Source organism: Streptomyces sp. NPDC043878, from assembly GCF_056435735.1.
Genome location: NZ_JBWKDW010000008.1, coordinates 124,289 through 141,628, shown reverse-complemented (window position 1 = coordinate 141,628; position 17,340 = coordinate 124,289). Strand labels below are relative to the sequence as shown.

16 protein-coding genes are annotated in these 17,340 nt (G+C 71.8%); all 16 read left to right on the top strand.

The window, feature by feature from the left end; translation table 11 throughout:
- The first annotated feature begins 290 nt into the window (after nt 1-290).
- The 16 genes from AC07AZ_RS13730 to nusB all read left to right on the top strand — a co-directional run bounded on the left by AC07AZ_RS13730 (nt 291) and on the right by nusB (nt 17,049).
- Entirely contained in the window at nt 291-947 is a 657-nt protein-coding gene (locus AC07AZ_RS13730) for a vitamin K epoxide reductase family protein (RefSeq protein WP_478847138.1), read from the top strand.
- Nucleotides 948-1,015: 68 nt separating this feature from the next.
- Nucleotides 1,016-2,371: a replication-associated recombination protein A gene (locus AC07AZ_RS13725; RefSeq protein ID WP_478847136.1), complete on the top strand. Its 1,356-nt coding sequence runs from the start codon at nt 1,016-1,018 to the stop codon at nt 2,369-2,371.
- Nucleotides 2,372-2,687: 316 nt separating this feature from the next.
- Nucleotides 2,688-3,302 (top strand): 30S ribosomal protein S4, encoded by a 615-nt coding sequence (gene rpsD, locus AC07AZ_RS13720; RefSeq protein ID WP_478847134.1) that lies wholly within the window; start codon nt 2,688-2,690, stop codon nt 3,300-3,302.
- Nucleotides 3,303-4,029: 727 nt separating this feature from the next.
- Nucleotides 4,030-4,476 carry a DUF948 domain-containing protein gene (locus AC07AZ_RS13715; RefSeq protein ID WP_478847377.1) on the top strand — a complete coding sequence of 149 codons (447 nt, stop codon included), beginning with the start codon at nt 4,030-4,032 and terminating at the stop codon, nt 4,474-4,476.
- Between the two features lie 7 nt (nt 4,477-4,483).
- Nucleotides 4,484-4,834 carry a hypothetical protein gene (locus tag AC07AZ_RS13710; RefSeq protein ID WP_478847132.1) on the top strand — a complete coding sequence of 117 codons (351 nt, stop codon included), beginning with the start codon at nt 4,484-4,486 and terminating at the stop codon, nt 4,832-4,834.
- On the top strand, nt 4,834-7,506 hold the full coding sequence (gene alaS, locus AC07AZ_RS13705) for an alanine--tRNA ligase (RefSeq protein WP_478847130.1): 2,673 nt from the start codon (nt 4,834-4,836) through the stop codon (nt 7,504-7,506). Before AC07AZ_RS13710 ends, alaS begins: the two co-directional genes overlap by 1 nt.
- Nucleotides 7,507-7,523: 17 nt before the next feature.
- Nucleotides 7,524-7,988, top strand: coding sequence for a Holliday junction resolvase RuvX (gene ruvX, locus AC07AZ_RS13700; RefSeq protein WP_478847128.1), 465 nt, complete (start codon nt 7,524-7,526; stop codon nt 7,986-7,988).
- A gap of 122 nt (nt 7,989-8,110) precedes the next feature.
- On the top strand, nt 8,111-9,802 hold the full coding sequence (mltG, locus tag AC07AZ_RS13695; protein ID WP_478847126.1) for an endolytic transglycosylase MltG: 1,692 nt from the start codon (nt 8,111-8,113) through the stop codon (nt 9,800-9,802).
- 5 nt (nt 9,803-9,807) lie between these two features.
- On the top strand, nt 9,808-10,635 hold the full coding sequence (locus tag AC07AZ_RS13690) for a shikimate dehydrogenase (RefSeq protein ID WP_478847124.1): 828 nt from the start codon (nt 9,808-9,810) through the stop codon (nt 10,633-10,635).
- 221 nt (nt 10,636-10,856) lie between these two features.
- Entirely contained in the window at nt 10,857-12,041 is a 1,185-nt protein-coding gene (gene aroC, locus AC07AZ_RS13685; RefSeq protein ID WP_478847122.1) for a chorismate synthase, read from the top strand.
- A 32-nt stretch (nt 12,042-12,073) separates the two neighbouring features.
- Complete coding sequence (locus tag AC07AZ_RS13680; protein WP_478847375.1) at nt 12,074-12,556, top strand: shikimate kinase; 483 nt, start codon at nt 12,074-12,076, stop codon at nt 12,554-12,556.
- Nucleotides 12,553-13,644 carry a 3-dehydroquinate synthase gene (gene aroB, locus AC07AZ_RS13675; RefSeq protein ID WP_356042242.1) on the top strand — a complete coding sequence of 364 codons (1,092 nt, stop codon included), beginning with the start codon at nt 12,553-12,555 and terminating at the stop codon, nt 13,642-13,644. The genes AC07AZ_RS13680 and aroB overlap by 4 nt, the downstream gene beginning before the upstream one ends.
- 269 nt (nt 13,645-13,913) lie before the next feature.
- Complete coding sequence (locus tag AC07AZ_RS13670; protein WP_478847119.1) at nt 13,914-14,798, top strand: Pro-rich N-terminal domain-containing protein; 885 nt, start codon at nt 13,914-13,916, stop codon at nt 14,796-14,798.
- Nucleotides 14,799-14,877: 79 nt separating this feature from the next.
- Entirely contained in the window at nt 14,878-15,984 is a 1,107-nt protein-coding gene (locus AC07AZ_RS13665) for an aminopeptidase P family protein (RefSeq protein ID WP_478847117.1), read from the top strand.
- Nucleotides 15,985-16,045: 61 nt separating this feature from the next.
- A complete protein-coding gene (gene efp, locus AC07AZ_RS13660) occupies nt 16,046-16,612 on the top strand; it encodes an elongation factor P (protein ID WP_478847115.1) in 567 nt (188 codons plus the stop codon).
- 2 nt (nt 16,613-16,614) lie between these two features.
- Nucleotides 16,615-17,049, top strand: coding sequence for a transcription antitermination factor NusB (gene nusB / locus AC07AZ_RS13655; RefSeq protein WP_478847113.1), 435 nt, complete (start codon nt 16,615-16,617; stop codon nt 17,047-17,049).
- Nucleotides 17,050-17,340: the final 291 nt, after the last annotated feature.

The window sequence follows — 17,340 nt, the reverse complement described above, 5'->3', positions numbered from 1 at the left end:
ACCCCCCCGCCCCCCCCCCCCCCCCCCCCCCCCCCCCCCCCCCCCCCCCCCCCCCCCCCCCCCCCCCCCCCCCCCCCCCCCCCCCCCCCCCCCCACCGGGCGTTCCGGGCGTGCCGCGTGCCGTGCGGTCCGTGCGGGGGTCGGCCGGCCGGCGGGGCCTGTCCGGAACCGGACACTCGCGGGCGGTCGCGCGTACCTTCCTGCGTCCACCGAACGTTGGGCATACGCGGCGTGCGGCACAATGGCCCCGCCCGAAGAAGTCCCCACCCCCAAGTGATGGAATCGGCGTGATGAGCAAGACGACAGTCAAGGACGTCTCCACCGACCCCGGGCCGGAGAGCGCCGCCGCCGAGCCGCGCACGGTCGGCGGCAGCCGTGCGTTCGGCCTGCTGCTGATCATCACCGGCGCGGCCGGACTGCTCGCCGCGTGGGTCATCACGATCGACAAGTTCAAGCTGCTCGAGGCCAAGGCCGCGGGCAGGACGTTCACGCCCGGGTGCAGCCTCAACCCCGTTGTCTCCTGCGGCTCCGTGATGGAGAGCAAGCAGGCCGCCGCCTTCGGCTTCCCCAACCCGATGCTCGGCCTGGTCGCCTACGGCATCGTGGTCTGCGTCGGCATGAGCCTGCTGGCCCGCGCCCGCTTCCCGCGCTGGTACTGGCTCACCTTCAACGCCGGCACCCTCTTCGGCGTCGCCTTCTGCACCTGGCTCCAGTTCCAGTCGCTGTACCGGATCAACGCGCTGTGCCTGTGGTGCTCGCTCGCCTGGGTCGCCACGATCACCATGTTCTGGTACGTGACGTCGTTCAACGTCCGCACCTCCCTCCTGCCCGCCCCGCGCTGGCTGAAGGGCTTCTTCGGCGAGTTCACCTGGGTGCTGCCGGTACTGCACATCGGCATCATCGGCATGCTGATCATGACCCGCTGGTGGGACTTCTGGACCAGCTGACGGCCCAGGTACCGGGGCCCGTGCCCGCCCCGGCCGGATTGTCAGAGGGGTGACATAGGGTTTTGGACGTGGAGCCCGACCTGTTCACCGCCGCAGCAGAAGAACGCCAGGAGAAGGACCCGTCCGGCAGTCCCCTGGCGGTCCGGATGCGCCCGCGCACCCTCGACGAGGTGGTGGGCCAGCAACACCTGCTCAAGCCCGGCTCGCCCCTGCGCAGACTCGTCGGCGAGGGCGCGGGCGGTCCCGCGGGACCGTCCTCGGTGATCCTCTGGGGCCCGCCCGGCACCGGCAAGACCACCCTGGCGTACGTCGTCTCCAAGGCCACGGACAAGCGTTTCGTGGAACTCTCGGCGATCACCGCCGGCGTCAAGGAGGTCCGTGCGGTCATCGACGGGGCCCGCCGCGCCACCGGCGGGTTCGGCAAGGAGACCGTCCTCTTCCTGGACGAGATCCACCGCTTCAGCAAGGCCCAGCAGGACTCCCTGCTCCCGGCCGTCGAGAACCGCTGGGTGACCCTGATCGCGGCGACCACCGAGAACCCCTACTTCTCGGTGATCTCCCCCCTGCTGTCCCGGTCCCTGCTGCTGACCCTCGAACCCCTCACCGACGACGACCTGCGCGCCCTTGTGCGGCGCGCCGTGACGGGCGAGCGGGGTCTGAAGGGCGCTGTCGGACTCCCCTCGGACACCGAGGAGCACCTGCTGCGGATCGCCGGCGGCGACGCCCGCCGCGCGCTGACCGCCCTGGAGGCCGCCGCCGGAGCCGCCCTCGACAAGGGCGAGACGGAGATCGGCCTCCGGACCCTGGAGGAGACCGTCGACCGCGCGGCCGTGAAGTACGACCGCGACGGCGACCAGCACTACGACGTGGCCAGCGCCCTGATCAAGTCCATCCGCGGTTCCGACGTGGACGCGGCGCTGCACTACCTGGCCCGGATGATCGAGGCCGGCGAGGACCCCCGGTTCATCGCCCGCCGCCTGATGATCTCCGCCAGCGAGGACATCGGCCTCGCCGACCCGAACGCCCTGCCGATCGCGGTGGCCGCCGCCCAGGCCGTCGCCATGATCGGCTTCCCCGAGGCCGCGCTGACGCTCAGCCACGCCACCATCGCCCTCGCCCTGGCCCCGAAGTCCAACGCCGCGACCACGGCCATCGGCGCCGCCATGGAGGACGTACGCAGGGGAATGGCGGGCCCGGTGCCCGCGCACCTGCGGGACGGCCACTACAAGGGCGCGGCCAAACTGGGGCACGCCCAGGGGTACGTGTATCCGCACGACCTGCCCGAGGGCATCGCCCCCCAGCAGTACGCCCCGGAGGAACTGAAGGACCGCGAGTACTACACGCCCACCCGGCACGGCGCCGAGGCCCGGTACGCGGACGCGGTCGAGTGGACCAGGAAGCACCTCGGTCGAGGGCGGTCCTGACCACCCTGTAGGATGACGCGCAGCGCTGCGTCCCGTGTCCGGCCCCGGCCGGCATCACCAGAACGGGACATCCAGCCGGAGCCCCCGCCGTCACGGGGGGATTCCAGGAGCGTCGCGCACCGTCGAAGGTGTCGCGGGCAGCCCACCACCACCCGGTCCCCGGGACGGTCGGTGGGCCACTCGTGTGCTGCACGTTGTGCCCAGACCAGGGAGCGGCTGCCTGCCCCGTCCGCAGGGACGAAGGCGGGTCTCCCCGGCTGCGGATGCGACCTCCCTTAACCCTGGTGAGCCGACATCCACGAAAGAGACAGACACAGTGGCTAATCAGCCCCGTCCCAAGGTCAAGAAGTCGCGTGCCCTCGGCATCGCGCTGACCCCGAAGGCCGTCAAGTACTTCGAGGCCCGCCCCTACCCGCCGGGCGAGCACGGCCGCGGCCGCAAGCAGAACTCGGACTACAAGGTCCGTCTGCTGGAGAAGCAGCGTCTGCGCGCGCAGTACGACGTGTCCGAGCGTCAGCTCGTCCGCGCCTACGAGCGTGCCTCCAAGGTCCAGGGCAAGACCGGTGAGGCCCTGATCATCGAGCTCGAGCGCCGCCTCGACGCGCTGGTCCTGCGTTCGGGCATCGCCCGCACGATCTACCAGGCCCGCCAGATGGTCGTCCACGGCCACATCGAGGTCAACGGCCAGAAGGTCGACAAGCCGTCCTTCCGCGTCCGCCCCGACGACGTCGTGATGGTCCGCGAGCGCAGCCGTGAGAAGACCCTCTTCTCGATCTCCCGCGAGGGCGGCTTCGCCCCCGACGGCGAGACCCCGCGCTACCTCCAGGTGAACCTCCGCGCCCTGGCCTTCCGCCTGGACCGCGAGCCGAACCGCAAGGAGATCCCGGTGATCTGCGACGAGCAGCTCGTCGTCGAGTACTACGCCCGCTGACACCTGGGCGCAGCACCACCGCACATCAGCCCGCCGTCTCCCCGCCCTTCCGGGTGGGCGAGGCGGCGGGCTCGCGTGTGTCCGGGGCCCCGGCCGCCTGCCGACCGGACCGCGCGGCGCCGGTACCGCGTCCATCGGCGCGGGCGATGCCCCGCGCGGCGCCCGGCGCACCGCCGTCTCCCGGCCGAGGCCCGAGCCGAGTCGTACGCCCTGCTCGTACCGCTCGTCGCCCAGCCCCTGACGGGCCGTCGCCACGTATCCGGTAGCGCACGCCCGTCGCGGTCTCCTCGCGCGTGAGGAGGGACCGGGCCGGCAGCTCCGCCGTTCGAGCAACCGGGCGGGCGACAGCGCCCGCAGCCTCGTCGCCCCCGCGGACCGCGCCGCCGCGTGCGCGGCCAGGCGCGACTTGCCGACACCGCCGGGCCCCGTCACCGTCACCAGCCGCGCGGCGCCGAGCGCCCGCTCCAGCGCGGCGAGTTCGGCCGGGCGGCCCACGAACCCGGTGGGTTCCGAGGGCAGGCTGCCGGTCACGGGGTGCCGCCGGGCCGAGTGACCCGCATGGAACACGGAGCGTACTGAGCCGTGTTCGGTCCGTACGGCCACGGCGGACGACCCGGCCGCGCGTGAGCGCCCATGCGGTACGGAGCGGCAGTCCCGGCGCGATAGGCTCGTGGCACTGTTTTCAGGTTCGACGTTGACCGCACGTTTCAGGGAGCGGGTGCACACAGTGTCCGGTGGAGAGGTTGCCGGGATCCTGGTGGCCGTGTTCTGGGCGATCCTGGTCTCCTTCCTCGCCGTCGCGCTGGTGAGGCTGGCCCAGACGCTCAAGGCGACCACCAAGCTCGTCGCGGACGTGACCGACCAGGCCGTCCCGCTGCTGGCGGACGCCTCCCTGGCGGTGCGCTCGGCGCAGACCCAGATCGACCGGGTCGACGCCATCGCGTCGGACGTCCAGGAGGTCACGTCGAACGCCTCCGCACTCTCCACCACCGTCGCGTCCACCTTCGGCGGCCCCCTGGTCAAGGTCGCGGCCTTCGGCTACGGCGTGCGCCGGGCCCTGGGCGGCCGCCGGGAGGACGCGCCGCCCAAGGCGCCCCGGCGTACCGTGATCGTGGGACGCACCGTCCCGGGCGCGCGGCGGGAGAAGCGGAACAACCGGGGAAAGAAGGCCTGAGCGAGCGATGTTCCGCCGTACGTTCTGGTTCGGCACGGGCGTGGCCGCCGGTGTCTGGGCCACCACCAAGGTCAACCGTAAGCTCAGCCGGCTGACCCCCGAGAACCTTGCCGCGCAGGCCGCGAACAAGGCGATCGAGACGGGTCAGCGGCTCAGGGACAGTGCCGTGGGATTCGCCCTCGACGTCCGCGCGGGCATGGCCCAGCGGGAGGCCGAACTGGGCGAGGCCCTGGGGATCCACGCGGACCCCGAACTCCCCGCCCCCCGGCGGTACACCGCCATCGAGAACCGCAGCAACCCGAGGTCCGTCGACGGTGACAGGACGACGGACCCGTACAACCGGAATGAGGACCACTGATGGAGTCGGCCGAGATTCGTCGCCGCTGGTTGAGCTTCTTCGAGGAGCGCGGTCACACCGTCGTCCCTTCGGCGTCGCTCATCGCGGACGACCCGACTCTGCTTCTCGTCCCGGCCGGCATGGTGCCCTTCAAGCCGTACTTCCTGGGTGAGGTCAAGCCGCCCTTCGCGCGTGCCACCAGCGTGCAGAAGTGCGTGCGCACGCCCGACATCGAAGAGGTCGGCAAGACCACGCGGCACGGCACCTTCTTCCAGATGTGCGGCAACTTCTCCTTCGGCGACTACTTCAAGGAAGGCGCCATCAAGCACGCCTGGGAGCTGCTCACCAGCCCCCAGGACAAGGGTGGTTACGGCCTGGAGCCGGAGAAGCTGTGGATCACCGTCTACCTGGAGGACGACGAGGCCGAGCGCATCTGGCGTGACGTCGTCGGCGTCCCGGCCGAGCGCATCCAGCGCCTCGGCAAGAAGGACAACTACTGGTCCATGGGTGTCCCCGGCCCGTGCGGTCCCTGCTCCGAGATCAACTACGACCGCGGCCCCGAGTTCGGCGCCGAGGGCGGCCCCGCCGTCAACGACGAGCGGTACGTGGAGATCTGGAACCTGGTCTTCATGCAGTACGAGCGCGGCGAGGGCAGGGGCAAGGAGGACTTCGAGATCCTCGGTGAGCTGCCGAGCAAGAACATCGACACGGGCCTCGGCCTGGAGCGGCTCGCCATGATTCTGCAGGGCGTGCAGAACATGTACGAGATCGACACCTCGATGGCCGTCATCAGGAAGGCCACCGACCTCACCGGCGTCGAGTACGGCCGGGCCCACGAGTCGGACGTCTCCCTGCGCGTGGTCACCGACCACATGCGCACCTCCGTCATGCTCATCGGCGACGGCGTGACCCCCGGCAACGAGGGCCGCGGCTACGTGCTGCGCCGCATCATGCGCCGCGCCATCCGCAACATGCGCCTGCTCGGCGCCACCGGCCCGGTCGTCAAGGACCTGATCGACGTCGTCATCGAGATGATGGGCCGGCAGTACCCGGAGCTCGTCACCGACCGCGTGCGCATCGAGACCGTCGCCCTCGCCGAGGAGGCCCGCTTCCTCAAGACCCTCAACGCCGGCACCAACGTCCTGGACACCGCCGTCTCCGAGACCAGGTCCGCAGGCGCCACGGTCCTGCCCGGCGACAAGGCGTTCCTGCTCCACGACACCTGGGGCTTCCCGATCGACCTCACCCTGGAGATGGCCGCCGAACAGGGCCTGTCCGTGGACGAGGACGGCTTCCGCCGCCTGATGAAGGAGCAGCGGGAGCGGGCCAAGGCCGACGCCCAGGCCAAGAAGACCGGTCACGCCGGTGCCGGCGCCTACCGCGAGATCGCCGACAAGGCCGGCGAGACCGACTTCGTCGGCTACACCGACACCGAGGCCGAGTCGACCGTCGTCGGCATCCTCGTCGACGGCGCCTCCTCGCCGGCCGCCACCGAGGGCGACGAGGTCGAGATCGTCCTCGACCGCACCCCGTTCTACGCCGAGGGCGGCGGCCAGATCGGCGACACCGGCCGAATCCGGGTGGACTCCGGTGCCGTCATCGAGATCCGCGACACCCAGAAGCCGGTGCCGGGCGTGTACGTCCACAAGGGCGTCGTCCAGTTCGGCGAGGTGACCGTCGGTGCCAGGGTGCACGCCTCCATCGACGGCCGCCGCCGTACGGCCATCGCCCGCGCGCACTCCGCCACGCACCTCACCCACCAGGCCCTGCGCGACGCCCTCGGCCCGACGGCCGCCCAGGCCGGCTCCGAGAACCAGCCGGGCCGCTTCCGCTTCGACTTCGGTTCCCCCGCCGCCGTCCCGACGGCCGTGATGACCGACGTCGAGCAGAAGATCAACGAGGTGCTCGCCCGTGACCTCGACGTGCGCGCCGAGGTGCTGAGCCTCGACGAGGCCAAGAAGCAGGGCGCCATCGCCGAGTTCGGCGAGAAGTACGGCGAGCGGGTCCGGGTCGTGACCATCGGCGACTTCTCCAAGGAGCTGTGCGGCGGCACGCACGTGCACAACACCGCCCAGCTCGGCCTGGTGAAGCTGCTCGGCGAGTCGTCGATCGGCTCGGGTGTGCGCCGTATCGAGGCCCTGGTCGGTGTCGACGCCTACCACTTCCTCGCCCGTGAGCACACGGTCGTCGCCCAGCTCCAGGAGCTGGTCAAGGGCCGTCCGGAGGAGCTCCCGGAGAAGATCTCCGCCATGCTCGGCAAGCTGAAGGACGCCGAGAAGGAGATCGAGAAGTTCCGTGCCGAGAAGGTGCTCCAGGCCGCCGCGGGGCTCGCCGAGTCCGCCAAGGACGTCAACGGGGTCGCCGTGGTCACCGGGCGGGTCCCCGACGGCACGAACTCCGACGACCTGCGCAAGCTGGTCATGGACGTCCGCGGGCGCATCCAGGGCGGACGGCCCGCCGTGGTCGCCCTGTTCACGGTCAACAACGGCAAGCCGCTGACGGTCATCGCCACCAACGAGGCCGCCCGCGAGCGCGGCCTGAAGGCCGGCGAACTGGTGCGTACCGCCGCCAAGACGCTCGGCGGGGGTGGCGGCGGCAAGCCGGACGTCGCCCAGGGCGGCGGCCAGAACCCGGCCGCCGTCGGCGAGGCCGTGGACGCGGTCGAGCGGCTCGTCGCCGAGACGGCCAAGTGACCGAGGAGAACAGGGTCATGCGCCGCGGCCGGCGGCTCGCGATCGACGTCGGGGACGCCCGCATCGGGGTCGCCTCGTGCGACCCCGACGGGATCCTCGCCACCCCGGTGGAGACGGTCCCGGGCCGTGACGTCCCGGCAGCGCACCGCCGGCTGCGGCAACTCGTCGAGGAGTACGAGCCGATCGAGGTCGTCGTCGGGCTTCCGCGCTCCCTCAAGGGGGGCGAGGGCCCGGCCGCGGTAAAGGTTCGCGGCTTCGCGCAGGAGCTCGCCAGGGGCATCGCCCCCGTGCCGGTGCGGCTCGTGGACGAGCGGATGACCACGGTGACGGCCAGTCAGGGTCTGCGCGCCTCGGGGGTGAAGGCGAAGAAGGGCCGTTCGGTCATCGACCAGGCGGCTGCTGTGATCATCCTTCAGCAGGCATTGGAATCCGAACGGGTGTCAGGTAAAGCACCCGGCGAGGGCGTCGAAGTGGTCATCTGATCGCGATACGGTAACGTCCGGCGCGATGCGGTGGTGTTCGAACAGTCGCCGCACAGCAAGAGGCGGGACGGAAGCCGGGCCCCTGGGCCGCGCGACCGCCGCCTCGCGGCTCTAGGGGATCGATGACTGAGTATGGCCGGGGCCAGGGCTCCGAACCGTGGCATCCGGAGGACCCGTTGTACGGGGACGCCGGATGGGAGGGACAGCAGGCTCCGGCGGGCGGGCAGTCCCCCTACGAGGGTCGGCCGCAGCACTACCCGGCGCAGCAGGAGCATCCCCAGCAGCAGGCACAGTACGGCGAGTGGGCCGAAGGCCAGCAGGTCCCGTACGACCCGGCGCAGCAGCAGTATCCGCAGGAGTTCCAGCAGCAGTACCCCCAGCAGTACGACCAGCAGTACTACGCGGGCCAGCAGCAGGCGTACGACGACGGAGGCTGGGCCCCGGGCGCCCCGGTGCCCGTCCAGTACGCCGATCCGGCGGACCCCTACGGGCAGCAGGAGGCCGCCGTCCACGGCGGTGACCAGCCCGACCACTACGGCACCCCGGACGCCTATCCGCCGCCGGAACCGCCGGGCAGGCGGCGCGCCGAACCGGAGCCCAGGACCGACTGGGACCCCGGACCCGACGAGGGTGAGCACGCCTTCTTCGCGGGCGGGGACGACGACGCCGAGGCCGACGGCGACGACCCGGACGGCACGCGCGCCGGCCGGGGCGAGCGCAGGGGCGGCAAGAAGCCGAAGAAGCGGCGCAGCGGGTGCGCCTGTCTGGTGCTGACGGTGATCTTCGCGGGCATCGTGGGCGGGGTCGGCTATGTCGGCTACCACTACTACCAGGACCGTTTCGGCCCGGCGCCCGACTTCGCGGGCGACGGGAACGGCGACCAGGTCACCGTCGTCATCCCCAAGGACGCGGGCGGTTATGTCATCGGGCAGAAGCTGAAGGAGAAGGGCGTCGTCGAGAGCGTCGACGCGTTCGTGTCCGCGCAGCAGTCGAACCCCGACGGCAAGTACATCCAGGACGGTGTCTACACGCTGCAGAAGCAGATGTCGGCGGCGAGCGCGGTCGAACTGATGCTCAGTCCGAAGAGCCGCGACAACCTGATCATCGCCGAGGGCTGGCGCGACACGAAGGTCTACGAGGTGATCGACGCGCGCCTCGGGGTGGCCAAGGGCACCACGGCGGGCGTGGCGAAGAAGCAGTACAGGACTCTCGGCCTGCCCGACTGGGCGCTCGGTCACGAGAACCTGAAGGATCCGCTGGAAGGATTCCTCTACCCCTCCAGCTACGCGGTCAGCAAGGGCCAGAAGCCCGCGGCCGTCCTGAAGGACATGGTCTCCCGGGCCAACGGCAAGTACGAGGAACTCGGTCTGGAGAAGAAGGCGGCGAGCCTGGGCCTGGAGGGCCCGTGGCAGCTGCTGACCGTGGCGAGCCTGGCGCAGGCCGAGGGCACCAGCCACGACGACTTCCGCAAGATGGCCGAGGTCGTCTACAACCGTCTCAAGCCGGGCAACGCGCAGACCAACGGCATGCTCGAGTTCGACTCGACGTACAACTACGTGAAGAACCAGAGCAAGATCGACCTGAGCATCGCCGAGCTGCGGAAGTACGACAACCCGTACAACACGTACTTCTACAAGGGACTCCCGCCCGGCCCCATCGACAACCCCGGCGAGGAGGCGCTCCGAGGCGCCCTCAAGCCGACGTCGGACGGCTGGTACTACTTCATCTCACTGGACGGCAAGACCAGCAAGTTCACGAAGACTCTCGCGGAACACGAGAAGCTGGTCAGACAGTTCAACGCGTCAAGGAACTGAGACTGATGACAGCTCCCCGCAGGGCGGCCGTGCTCGGCTCGCCCATCGCCCACTCCCTGTCCCCGGTGCTGCACCGTACCGCCTACCGGGAGCTGGGCCTCACCGACTGGTCCTACGACCGCTTCGAGGTCGACGAGGCCGCGCTGCCCGCCTTCTTCGCGGACCTCGGGCCGGAGTGGGCCGGACTGTCGCTGACCATGCCGCTCAAACGGGCCGTCATCCCGCTGCTCGACGAGATCACCGACACGGCGGCCTCGGTCGAGGCGGTCAACACCGTCGTGCGCACCGCGGACGGGCGCACCCTCGGCGACAACACCGACATCCCCGGCATGGTCGCCGCGCTGCGCGAACGCGGGATCGAGGAGGTCGACTCGGCGGCCGTGCTCGGCGCCGGCGCCACCGCCTCCTCCGCGCTGGCGGCACTGGCCCGGGTGTGCACCGGCGAGATCACGGTGTACGTGCGCAGCGAGGCCCGCGCCGCGGAGATGCGGCGGTGGGGCGAGCGGCTGGACGTCGAGGTCCGTACCGAGGACTGGTCGCACGCGGCCGAGGCGCTGCACCGGCCGCTGGTGATCGCGACCACCCCGGCCGGCACGACGGACTCCCTGTCCGCCGCCGTGCCGGAGCGGCCCGCCACCCTCTTCGACGTGCTCTACGACCCGTGGCCCACCGAGCTCGCGGCCCGCTGGTCCGCGTACGGCGGCGCCGTCGTCAGCGGCCTGGACCTGCTCGTCCACCAGGCGGTCCTCCAGGTCGAGCAGATGACGGGGCGCGCCCCGGCGCCGCTGGAGGCGATGCGCGCGGCCGGCGAGCACGCGCTCGCCGCCCGCTGAGCACTCCGCCGCACGCCCGGTACGCGGTCGGCGGACCCGGGGTTTCGAGCCACTTCCTCGTCCCGTTCCCCGTCCGGGTGGTGGACCGGCGGCCGGTCAGGGCCGCGGACGTGGGAGGATCGGACGTGGCGGGCCGGGGCCGCGCACCCGGCCGGCAGTTGCCGTACGCGAGGACGCGCGTACGCGGGGCAGCATCAGGGCGCGCGTACTGAGGAGCACCGTTGAGCAGGTTGCGCTGGCTGACCGCGGGGGAGTCCCACGGTCCCGCACTCGTGGCGACGCTGGAGGGACTTCCCGCAGGCGTGCCGATCACCACGGAGATGGTGGGGGACCACCTGGCGAGGCGGCGGCTCGGCTACGGGCGCGGTGCGCGGATGAAGTTCGAGCGCGACGAGGTGACCTTCCTCGGCGGCGTCCGGCACGGCCTCACCCTCGGCTCCCCGGTCGCGATCATGGTGGGCAACACCGAGTGGCCCAAGTGGGACCAGGTCATGGCGGCCGACCCGGTCGACCCGGAGATCCTCGCCGGCCTGGCCCGCAACGCCCCGCTGACCCGCCCGCGGCCCGGTCACGCCGACCTGGCCGGCATGCAGAAGTACGGCTTCGACGAGGCCCGGCCGATCCTGGAGCGCGCCTCCGCCCGTGAGACCGCGGCCCGCGTGGCGCTGGGCGCGGTGGCCCGCTCCTACGTCAGGGAGACGGCCGGGATCGAGATCGTCTCGCACGTGGTCGAGCTGGCGTCCGCGAAGGCCCCGCGAGGGGTGTACCCGACGCCCTCCGACGTGGAGAGGCTGGACGCCGACCCGGTGCGCTGCCTGGACGCGGACGCCTCGAAGGCGATGGTCGCGGAGATCGACCAGGCCCACAAGGACGGCGACACCCTCGGCGGCGTGGTCGAGATCCTCGCCTACGGCGTGCCGGTGGGCCTGGGCTCGCACGTGCACTGGGACCGGAAGCTGGACGCCCGGCTGGCGGGCGCCCTGATGGGCATCCAGGCCATCAAGGGCGTCGAGGTCGGCGACGGCTTCGACCTGGCGCGGGTGCCCGGCTCCAAGGCGCACGACGAGATCGTGAACTCCGGTGAGGGCATCCGGCGGACCTCCGGCCGCTCGGGTGGCACGGAGGGTGGCCTGAGCACCGGTGAGCTGCTGCGGGTGCGGGCGGCGATGAAGCCGATCGCGACGGTGCCGCGGGCGCTGCGGACTGTGGACGTGACCACCGGTGAGGCCGCCGCCGCCCACCACCAGCGCTCGGACGTGTCGGCGGTTCCGGCGGCCGGCATCGTCGCCGAGGCCATGGTCGCCCTGGTGCTGGCCGACGCGGTCGCGGAGAAGTTCGGCGGCGACTCGGTGACCGAGACCCGCCGCAACGTCGTGTCCTACCTCGAACACCTGGCCATCCGTTGAGCGCGGCGCCCGTGGTGGTCCTGGTCGGCCCGATGGGCGTGGGCAAGTCGACCGTCGGGCGGCTGCTCGGCGAGCGGCTGGGCGTCTCCTACCGGGACACCGACGACGACATCGTGGCCGAGCAGGGCCGGACGATCTCCGAGATCTTCGTCGACGAGGGCGAGGCGGCCTTCCGCGCGATCGAGAAGCGGGCCGTGCACCGGGCCCTCGGTGAACACGAGGGCGTCCTCGCCCTGGGCGGCGGCGCGATCCTCGACGAGGACACCCGCGCGCTGCTCGCCGCGCACCGTGTGGTCTATCTCTCGATGGACGTCGAGGAGGCCGTGAAGCGCACCGGCCTGAACGCGGCGCGGCCCCTGCTCGCGGTCAACCCGCGCAAGCAGTGGCGCGAGCTGATGGAGGCCCGGCGGCACCTGTACGAGGAGATCGCCACCGCCGTCGTGGCCACCGATGACCGTACGCCCGAAGAGGTCACCCAAGCGGCCCTGGACGCACTGGAGTTGAAGGAAGCATGAGCGAGGCAGTGACGCGGATCCAGGTCGGCGGCACCGCCGGCAGCGAGCCCTACGAGGTGCTGGTGGGCCGGCAACTCCTGGGCGAACTGGCCGGGTTGATCGGCGACCGGGTGAAGCGGGTCGCCGTCGTGCACCCCGAGGCGCTCGCCGAGACCGGGGAGGCGCTGCGCGCCGACCTGGCCGGCCAGGGCTATGAGGCCGTCGCCATCCAGGTACCCAACGCGGAGGAGGCCAAGACCGCCGAGGTCGCCGCCTACTGCTGGAAGGCGCTCGGTCAGTCCGGCTTCACCCGCAGCGACGTCGTCGTCGGGGTCGGCGGCGGCTCCACCACCGACCTCGCCGGGTTCGTGGCCGCGACCTGGCTGCGCGGGGTGCGCTGGATCGCCGTCCCGACCACCGTGCTGGCCATGGTGGACGCGGCCGTCGGCGGCAAGACCGGCATCAACACCGCCGAGGGCAAGAACCTGGTCGGCGCCTTCCACCCGCCGGCCGGCGTGCTGTGCGACCTGGCCGCGCTGGACTCGCTCGCGGTCAACGACTACGTCTCCGGACTCGCCGAGATCATCAAGGCCGGCTTCATCGCCGACCCGGCGATCCTGGACCTCATCGAGGCCGACCCGCAGGCGGCCCGCACCCCGGCCGGCCCGCACACCGCCGAACTGATCGAGCGGTCCATCCGGGTCAAGGCCGAGGTCGTCTCCTCCGACCTCAGGGAGTCGGGCCTCAGGGAGATCCTCAACTACGGGCACACACTCGCCCACGCCATCGAGAAGAACGAGCGCTACAAGTGGCGCCACGGAGCCGCCGTCTCGGTGGGCATGCACTTCGCCGCCGAACTGGGCCGTCTCGCGGGCCGGCTGGACGACGCCACCGCCGACCGGCACCGCACGGTCCTGGAGTCGGTCGGGCTGCCGCTGCACTACCGCCACGACCAGTGGCCCAAGCTGCTGGAGACCATGCGGGTCGACAAGAAGTCCCGCGGCGACCTGTTGCGCTTCATCGTCCTCGACGGACTGGCCAAGCCCACCGTCCTGGAAGGGCCGGACCCGGCCGTGCTGCTCGCCGCGTACGGCGAAGTGGGCGAGTAAGTACGCCGGTACACCTTCCGTCCGATGTGCCGTACGGACACGGGCACTTCGGGGCCTCCCCGGCCGTTCACCAAATGACGGCCGGGGACGGTACCGTTCGGTAGGCAACGAGGTTCGCACCCCGCTGCCGGCGCTCCTCGCCAGCCGTCGGTGAGCCGAGGGGGCGAGCGCGCGGAGTCCTGCGGGGCTGAGCACGGTCGGGCTCTCGCCTCCGGCGGAGGAGACCCGCGGGCGCACGCGCCGAACGACACGAGACGGAGTGGCACCGGATGCAGCACGCAGTGGGTTCTCCGCTGCCGCCGCCCCACGGACCGGGGCACGGACCGGCCGCCGGCTGGTCGCAGGCCGCACACCACCCGGGCCCGCCCCACCCCGGCGCGCACCAGGGTTCCGTCCCCGGGCCCGAAGCGCCACCGGCCCCGGGGTACGCACCGGCCCCCGCGGGCCCGGTGCCGCCCGCCCCGCACCACGCGCCCGGCCCCCCGCATCCGCAGGCGCCGCACACCCCGGACACCACCGGCCATCTGCCGCTGCCCCCCGGCGGACCCGTCGCCATGCCCAGCGCGCCGCCCGCCACGGCCGTGCCCGACCCCACCGGCACGACCCTGGCGGTGCTGCTCATCGGGCCCGCCGGCGCCGGGAAGACGAGCGTGGCCAAGTACTGGGCGGACCACCGGCGGGTCCCGACCGCCCACATCAGCCTCGACGACGTACGCGAATGGGTCCGCTCGGGCTTCGCCGACCCGCGGTCGGGATGGAACGACCACTCCGAGGCGCAGTACCGCCTCGCCCGCCGCACCTGCGGCTTCGCCGCCCGCAACTTCCTCGCCAACGGCATCTCGTGCATCCTCGACGACGCCGTCTTCCCCGACCGCCCCGTGGTCGGCCTGGGCGGCTGGAAGCGGCATGTGGGCCCCGGCCTGCTGCCGGTCGTCCTGCTGCCCGGCCTGGAGATCGTCCTGGAGCGCAACGCCGAGCGCTCCGGCAACCGCCGCCTCGCCGACGAGGAGGTCGCCCAGATCCACGGCCGCATGGCCGGCTGGTACGGCTCCGGTCTCCCCATCATCGACAACTCCCAGCTCGACGTACCCCAGACGGCCCGGCTCCTGGACGAGGTACTGGCCCGCTCGATCGCCAGCCCGCCGAACTGGTAGCCCGGGCCGGGCCGCCCCCCACCCCCCACTCGGACTCCCTCAACCGGCGCCGACTCCGTGCAGCTCATACGCTCGACCCATGTCAGAGGTGTACGCGGCTCGCCGGACCCGGCTGAAGGAACGCTGTCACGCGGGCGGCAGCGCGGCGGCGCTTGTCTCCCGTCCCGCCAATGTGCGCTATCTCGCGGGCGCCGCCCCGAGGGGCGCCGTGCTGCTGCTGGGCAGGACCGAGGACCTGCTGCTGTGCACCGGCCCGCCGGACGACCGTGCCGCCGAGGGGCAGCCGGACGAGGCGGTGCGGGTGCAGCCGCTGCCCGGCCGGGGCGGTGACACGGCCGTGGCCGCCGCCGGCCTCGCCCTCGGTCAGGGCGCCGACTCCCTCGCCGTCGAGGAGCACCACCTCACGGTGGCCCGGCACCGGGCGATCCGCTCGGTGGTGCCACGGCTGCGCCTGGCCGACCTGGGCGGCGCGGTCGAGCAGCTCAGGGTCGTCAAGGACGAGGAGGAGATCTCCTGTCTGCGCATCGGCGCGGAGATCGCCGACCAGGCGCTGGGGGAACTGCTGGAGTCCATCCTCGTCGGCCGGACCGAGCGGCATCTCGCCCTGGAGCTGGAGCGGCGGCTCGTGGACCACGGCGCCGACGGCCCCGCCTTCGCGACCTCCGTCGCCACCGGCCCGAACTCCGGCCGGCGCGGTCACCGCCCGACCGACCGCCGGGTCGAGGAGGGCGACTTCCTCTCCGTCTGCCTCGGCGCCCGCTACCGCGGCTACCGCTGTGAGATCGGCCGTACCTTCGTCATCGGCACGTCTCCCGCGGACTGGCAGATCGAGATGTACGACCTCGTCTTCGCTGCCCAGCGCGCCGGACGGGAGACGCTGGTACCCGGCGCCGCCTACCGTGACGTGGACCGCGCCGCCCGCCAGGTGCTCGACTCGGCGGGGTACACGGAGGGCCTCCCGGCACTCACCGGGCACGGTGTCGGACTCGAAATCGACGAGGACCCGCAGTTGGCCCCCGCGGCCATGGGTAAACTGGACGCTTGCGTGCCGGTCACCGTCGAACCTGGGGTCCACCTCCCGGGCCGGGGCGGTGTCAGGATCGATGACACGCTCGTCGTACGCCCCGAGGCGGACGGCGGACCCGAGCTACTCACCATCACGACCAAGGAGCTGCTCGCGCTGTAGCTTTTCCGAGCTGTGCGCGTGCGCCGGGGTCGTCCACGTCAGTCCAGGAGATTCCGCAACCGTGGCTTCCACGAACGACCTCAAGAACGGCCTGGTGCTCAAGCTCGAAGGCGGCCAGCTCTGGTCCGTCGTCGAGTTCCAGCACGTCAAGCCCGGCAAGGGCCCGGCCTTCGTGCGCACCAAGCTGAAGAACGTGCTCTCCGGCAAGGTCGTCGACAAGACGTTCAACGCCGGCGTCAAGGTCGAGACGGCCACGATCGACAAGCGCGACATGCAGTTCTCGTACATGGACGGCGAGTACTTCGTCTTCATGGACATGGACACCTACGACCAGCTGATGGTCGACCGCAAGTCCGTCGGCGACGCCGCCAACTTCCTGATCGAGGGCTTCACGGCCACCGTCGCGCAGCACGAGGGCGAGGTGCTCTTCGTCGAGCTGCCGGCCGCCGTCGAGCTGACCATCTCGGAGACCGAGCCGGGCGTGCAGGGCGACCGCTCCACCGGCGGCACCAAGCCCGCCACGCTGGAGACCGGCCACCAGATCCAGGTGCCGCTCTTCATCACCACCGGTGAGAAGATCAAGGTCGACACCCGCACCAGCGACTACCTCGGCCGGGTGAACAGCTAGCCGTGGCTGCTCGCAACACGGCCCGCAAGCGTGCCTTCCAGATCCTCTTCGAGGGCGACCAGCGCGACGCGGACGTTCTGACGGTCCTCGCGGACTGGGTCCGGCTCTCCCGGGCCGACACCCGGCAGCCGCCGGTGAGCGAGTACACGATGCAGCTGGTCGAGGGCTACGCGCTGCACGCGACGCGTATCGACGAGCTGCTCGCCCAGTACTCGGTCGGCTGGACACTGGACCGGATGCCGGTCGTCGACCGCAACATCCTGCGGCTCGGCGCCTACGAGCTGATCTGGGCCGACGAGACGCCCGACGCCGTCGTGCTCGACGAGATGGTGCAGCTGGCGAAGGAGTTCTCCACGGACGACTCGCCGTCGTTCGTGAACGGCCTGCTCGGCCGCCTGAAGGACCTGAAGCCCTCCCTGCGCCGCGACGAGGCCTGACAGGGCCCGACGGGACACGGGCCGCCTGAAGGACCTGAAGCCCTCCCTGCGCCGCGACGAGGCCTGACAGGGCCCGACGGGACACGGGGGACCGTGGAGACACGACATGACGCCTGAGGGCCCGCAGCGTGACGGCTGCGGGCCCTCAGGCGTCCCGTGACGTCGCCGGCGCCCAGGGGAGCGCGCGAAGGCCGCCGGGAAGCACGAAACCGCCGGGGGGGGGGGGGGGGGGGGGGGGGCGTTGGGCCCCCCCCTTACGGCTTTTCTTTTGTGGGTGGTTCGGCGTGTGTT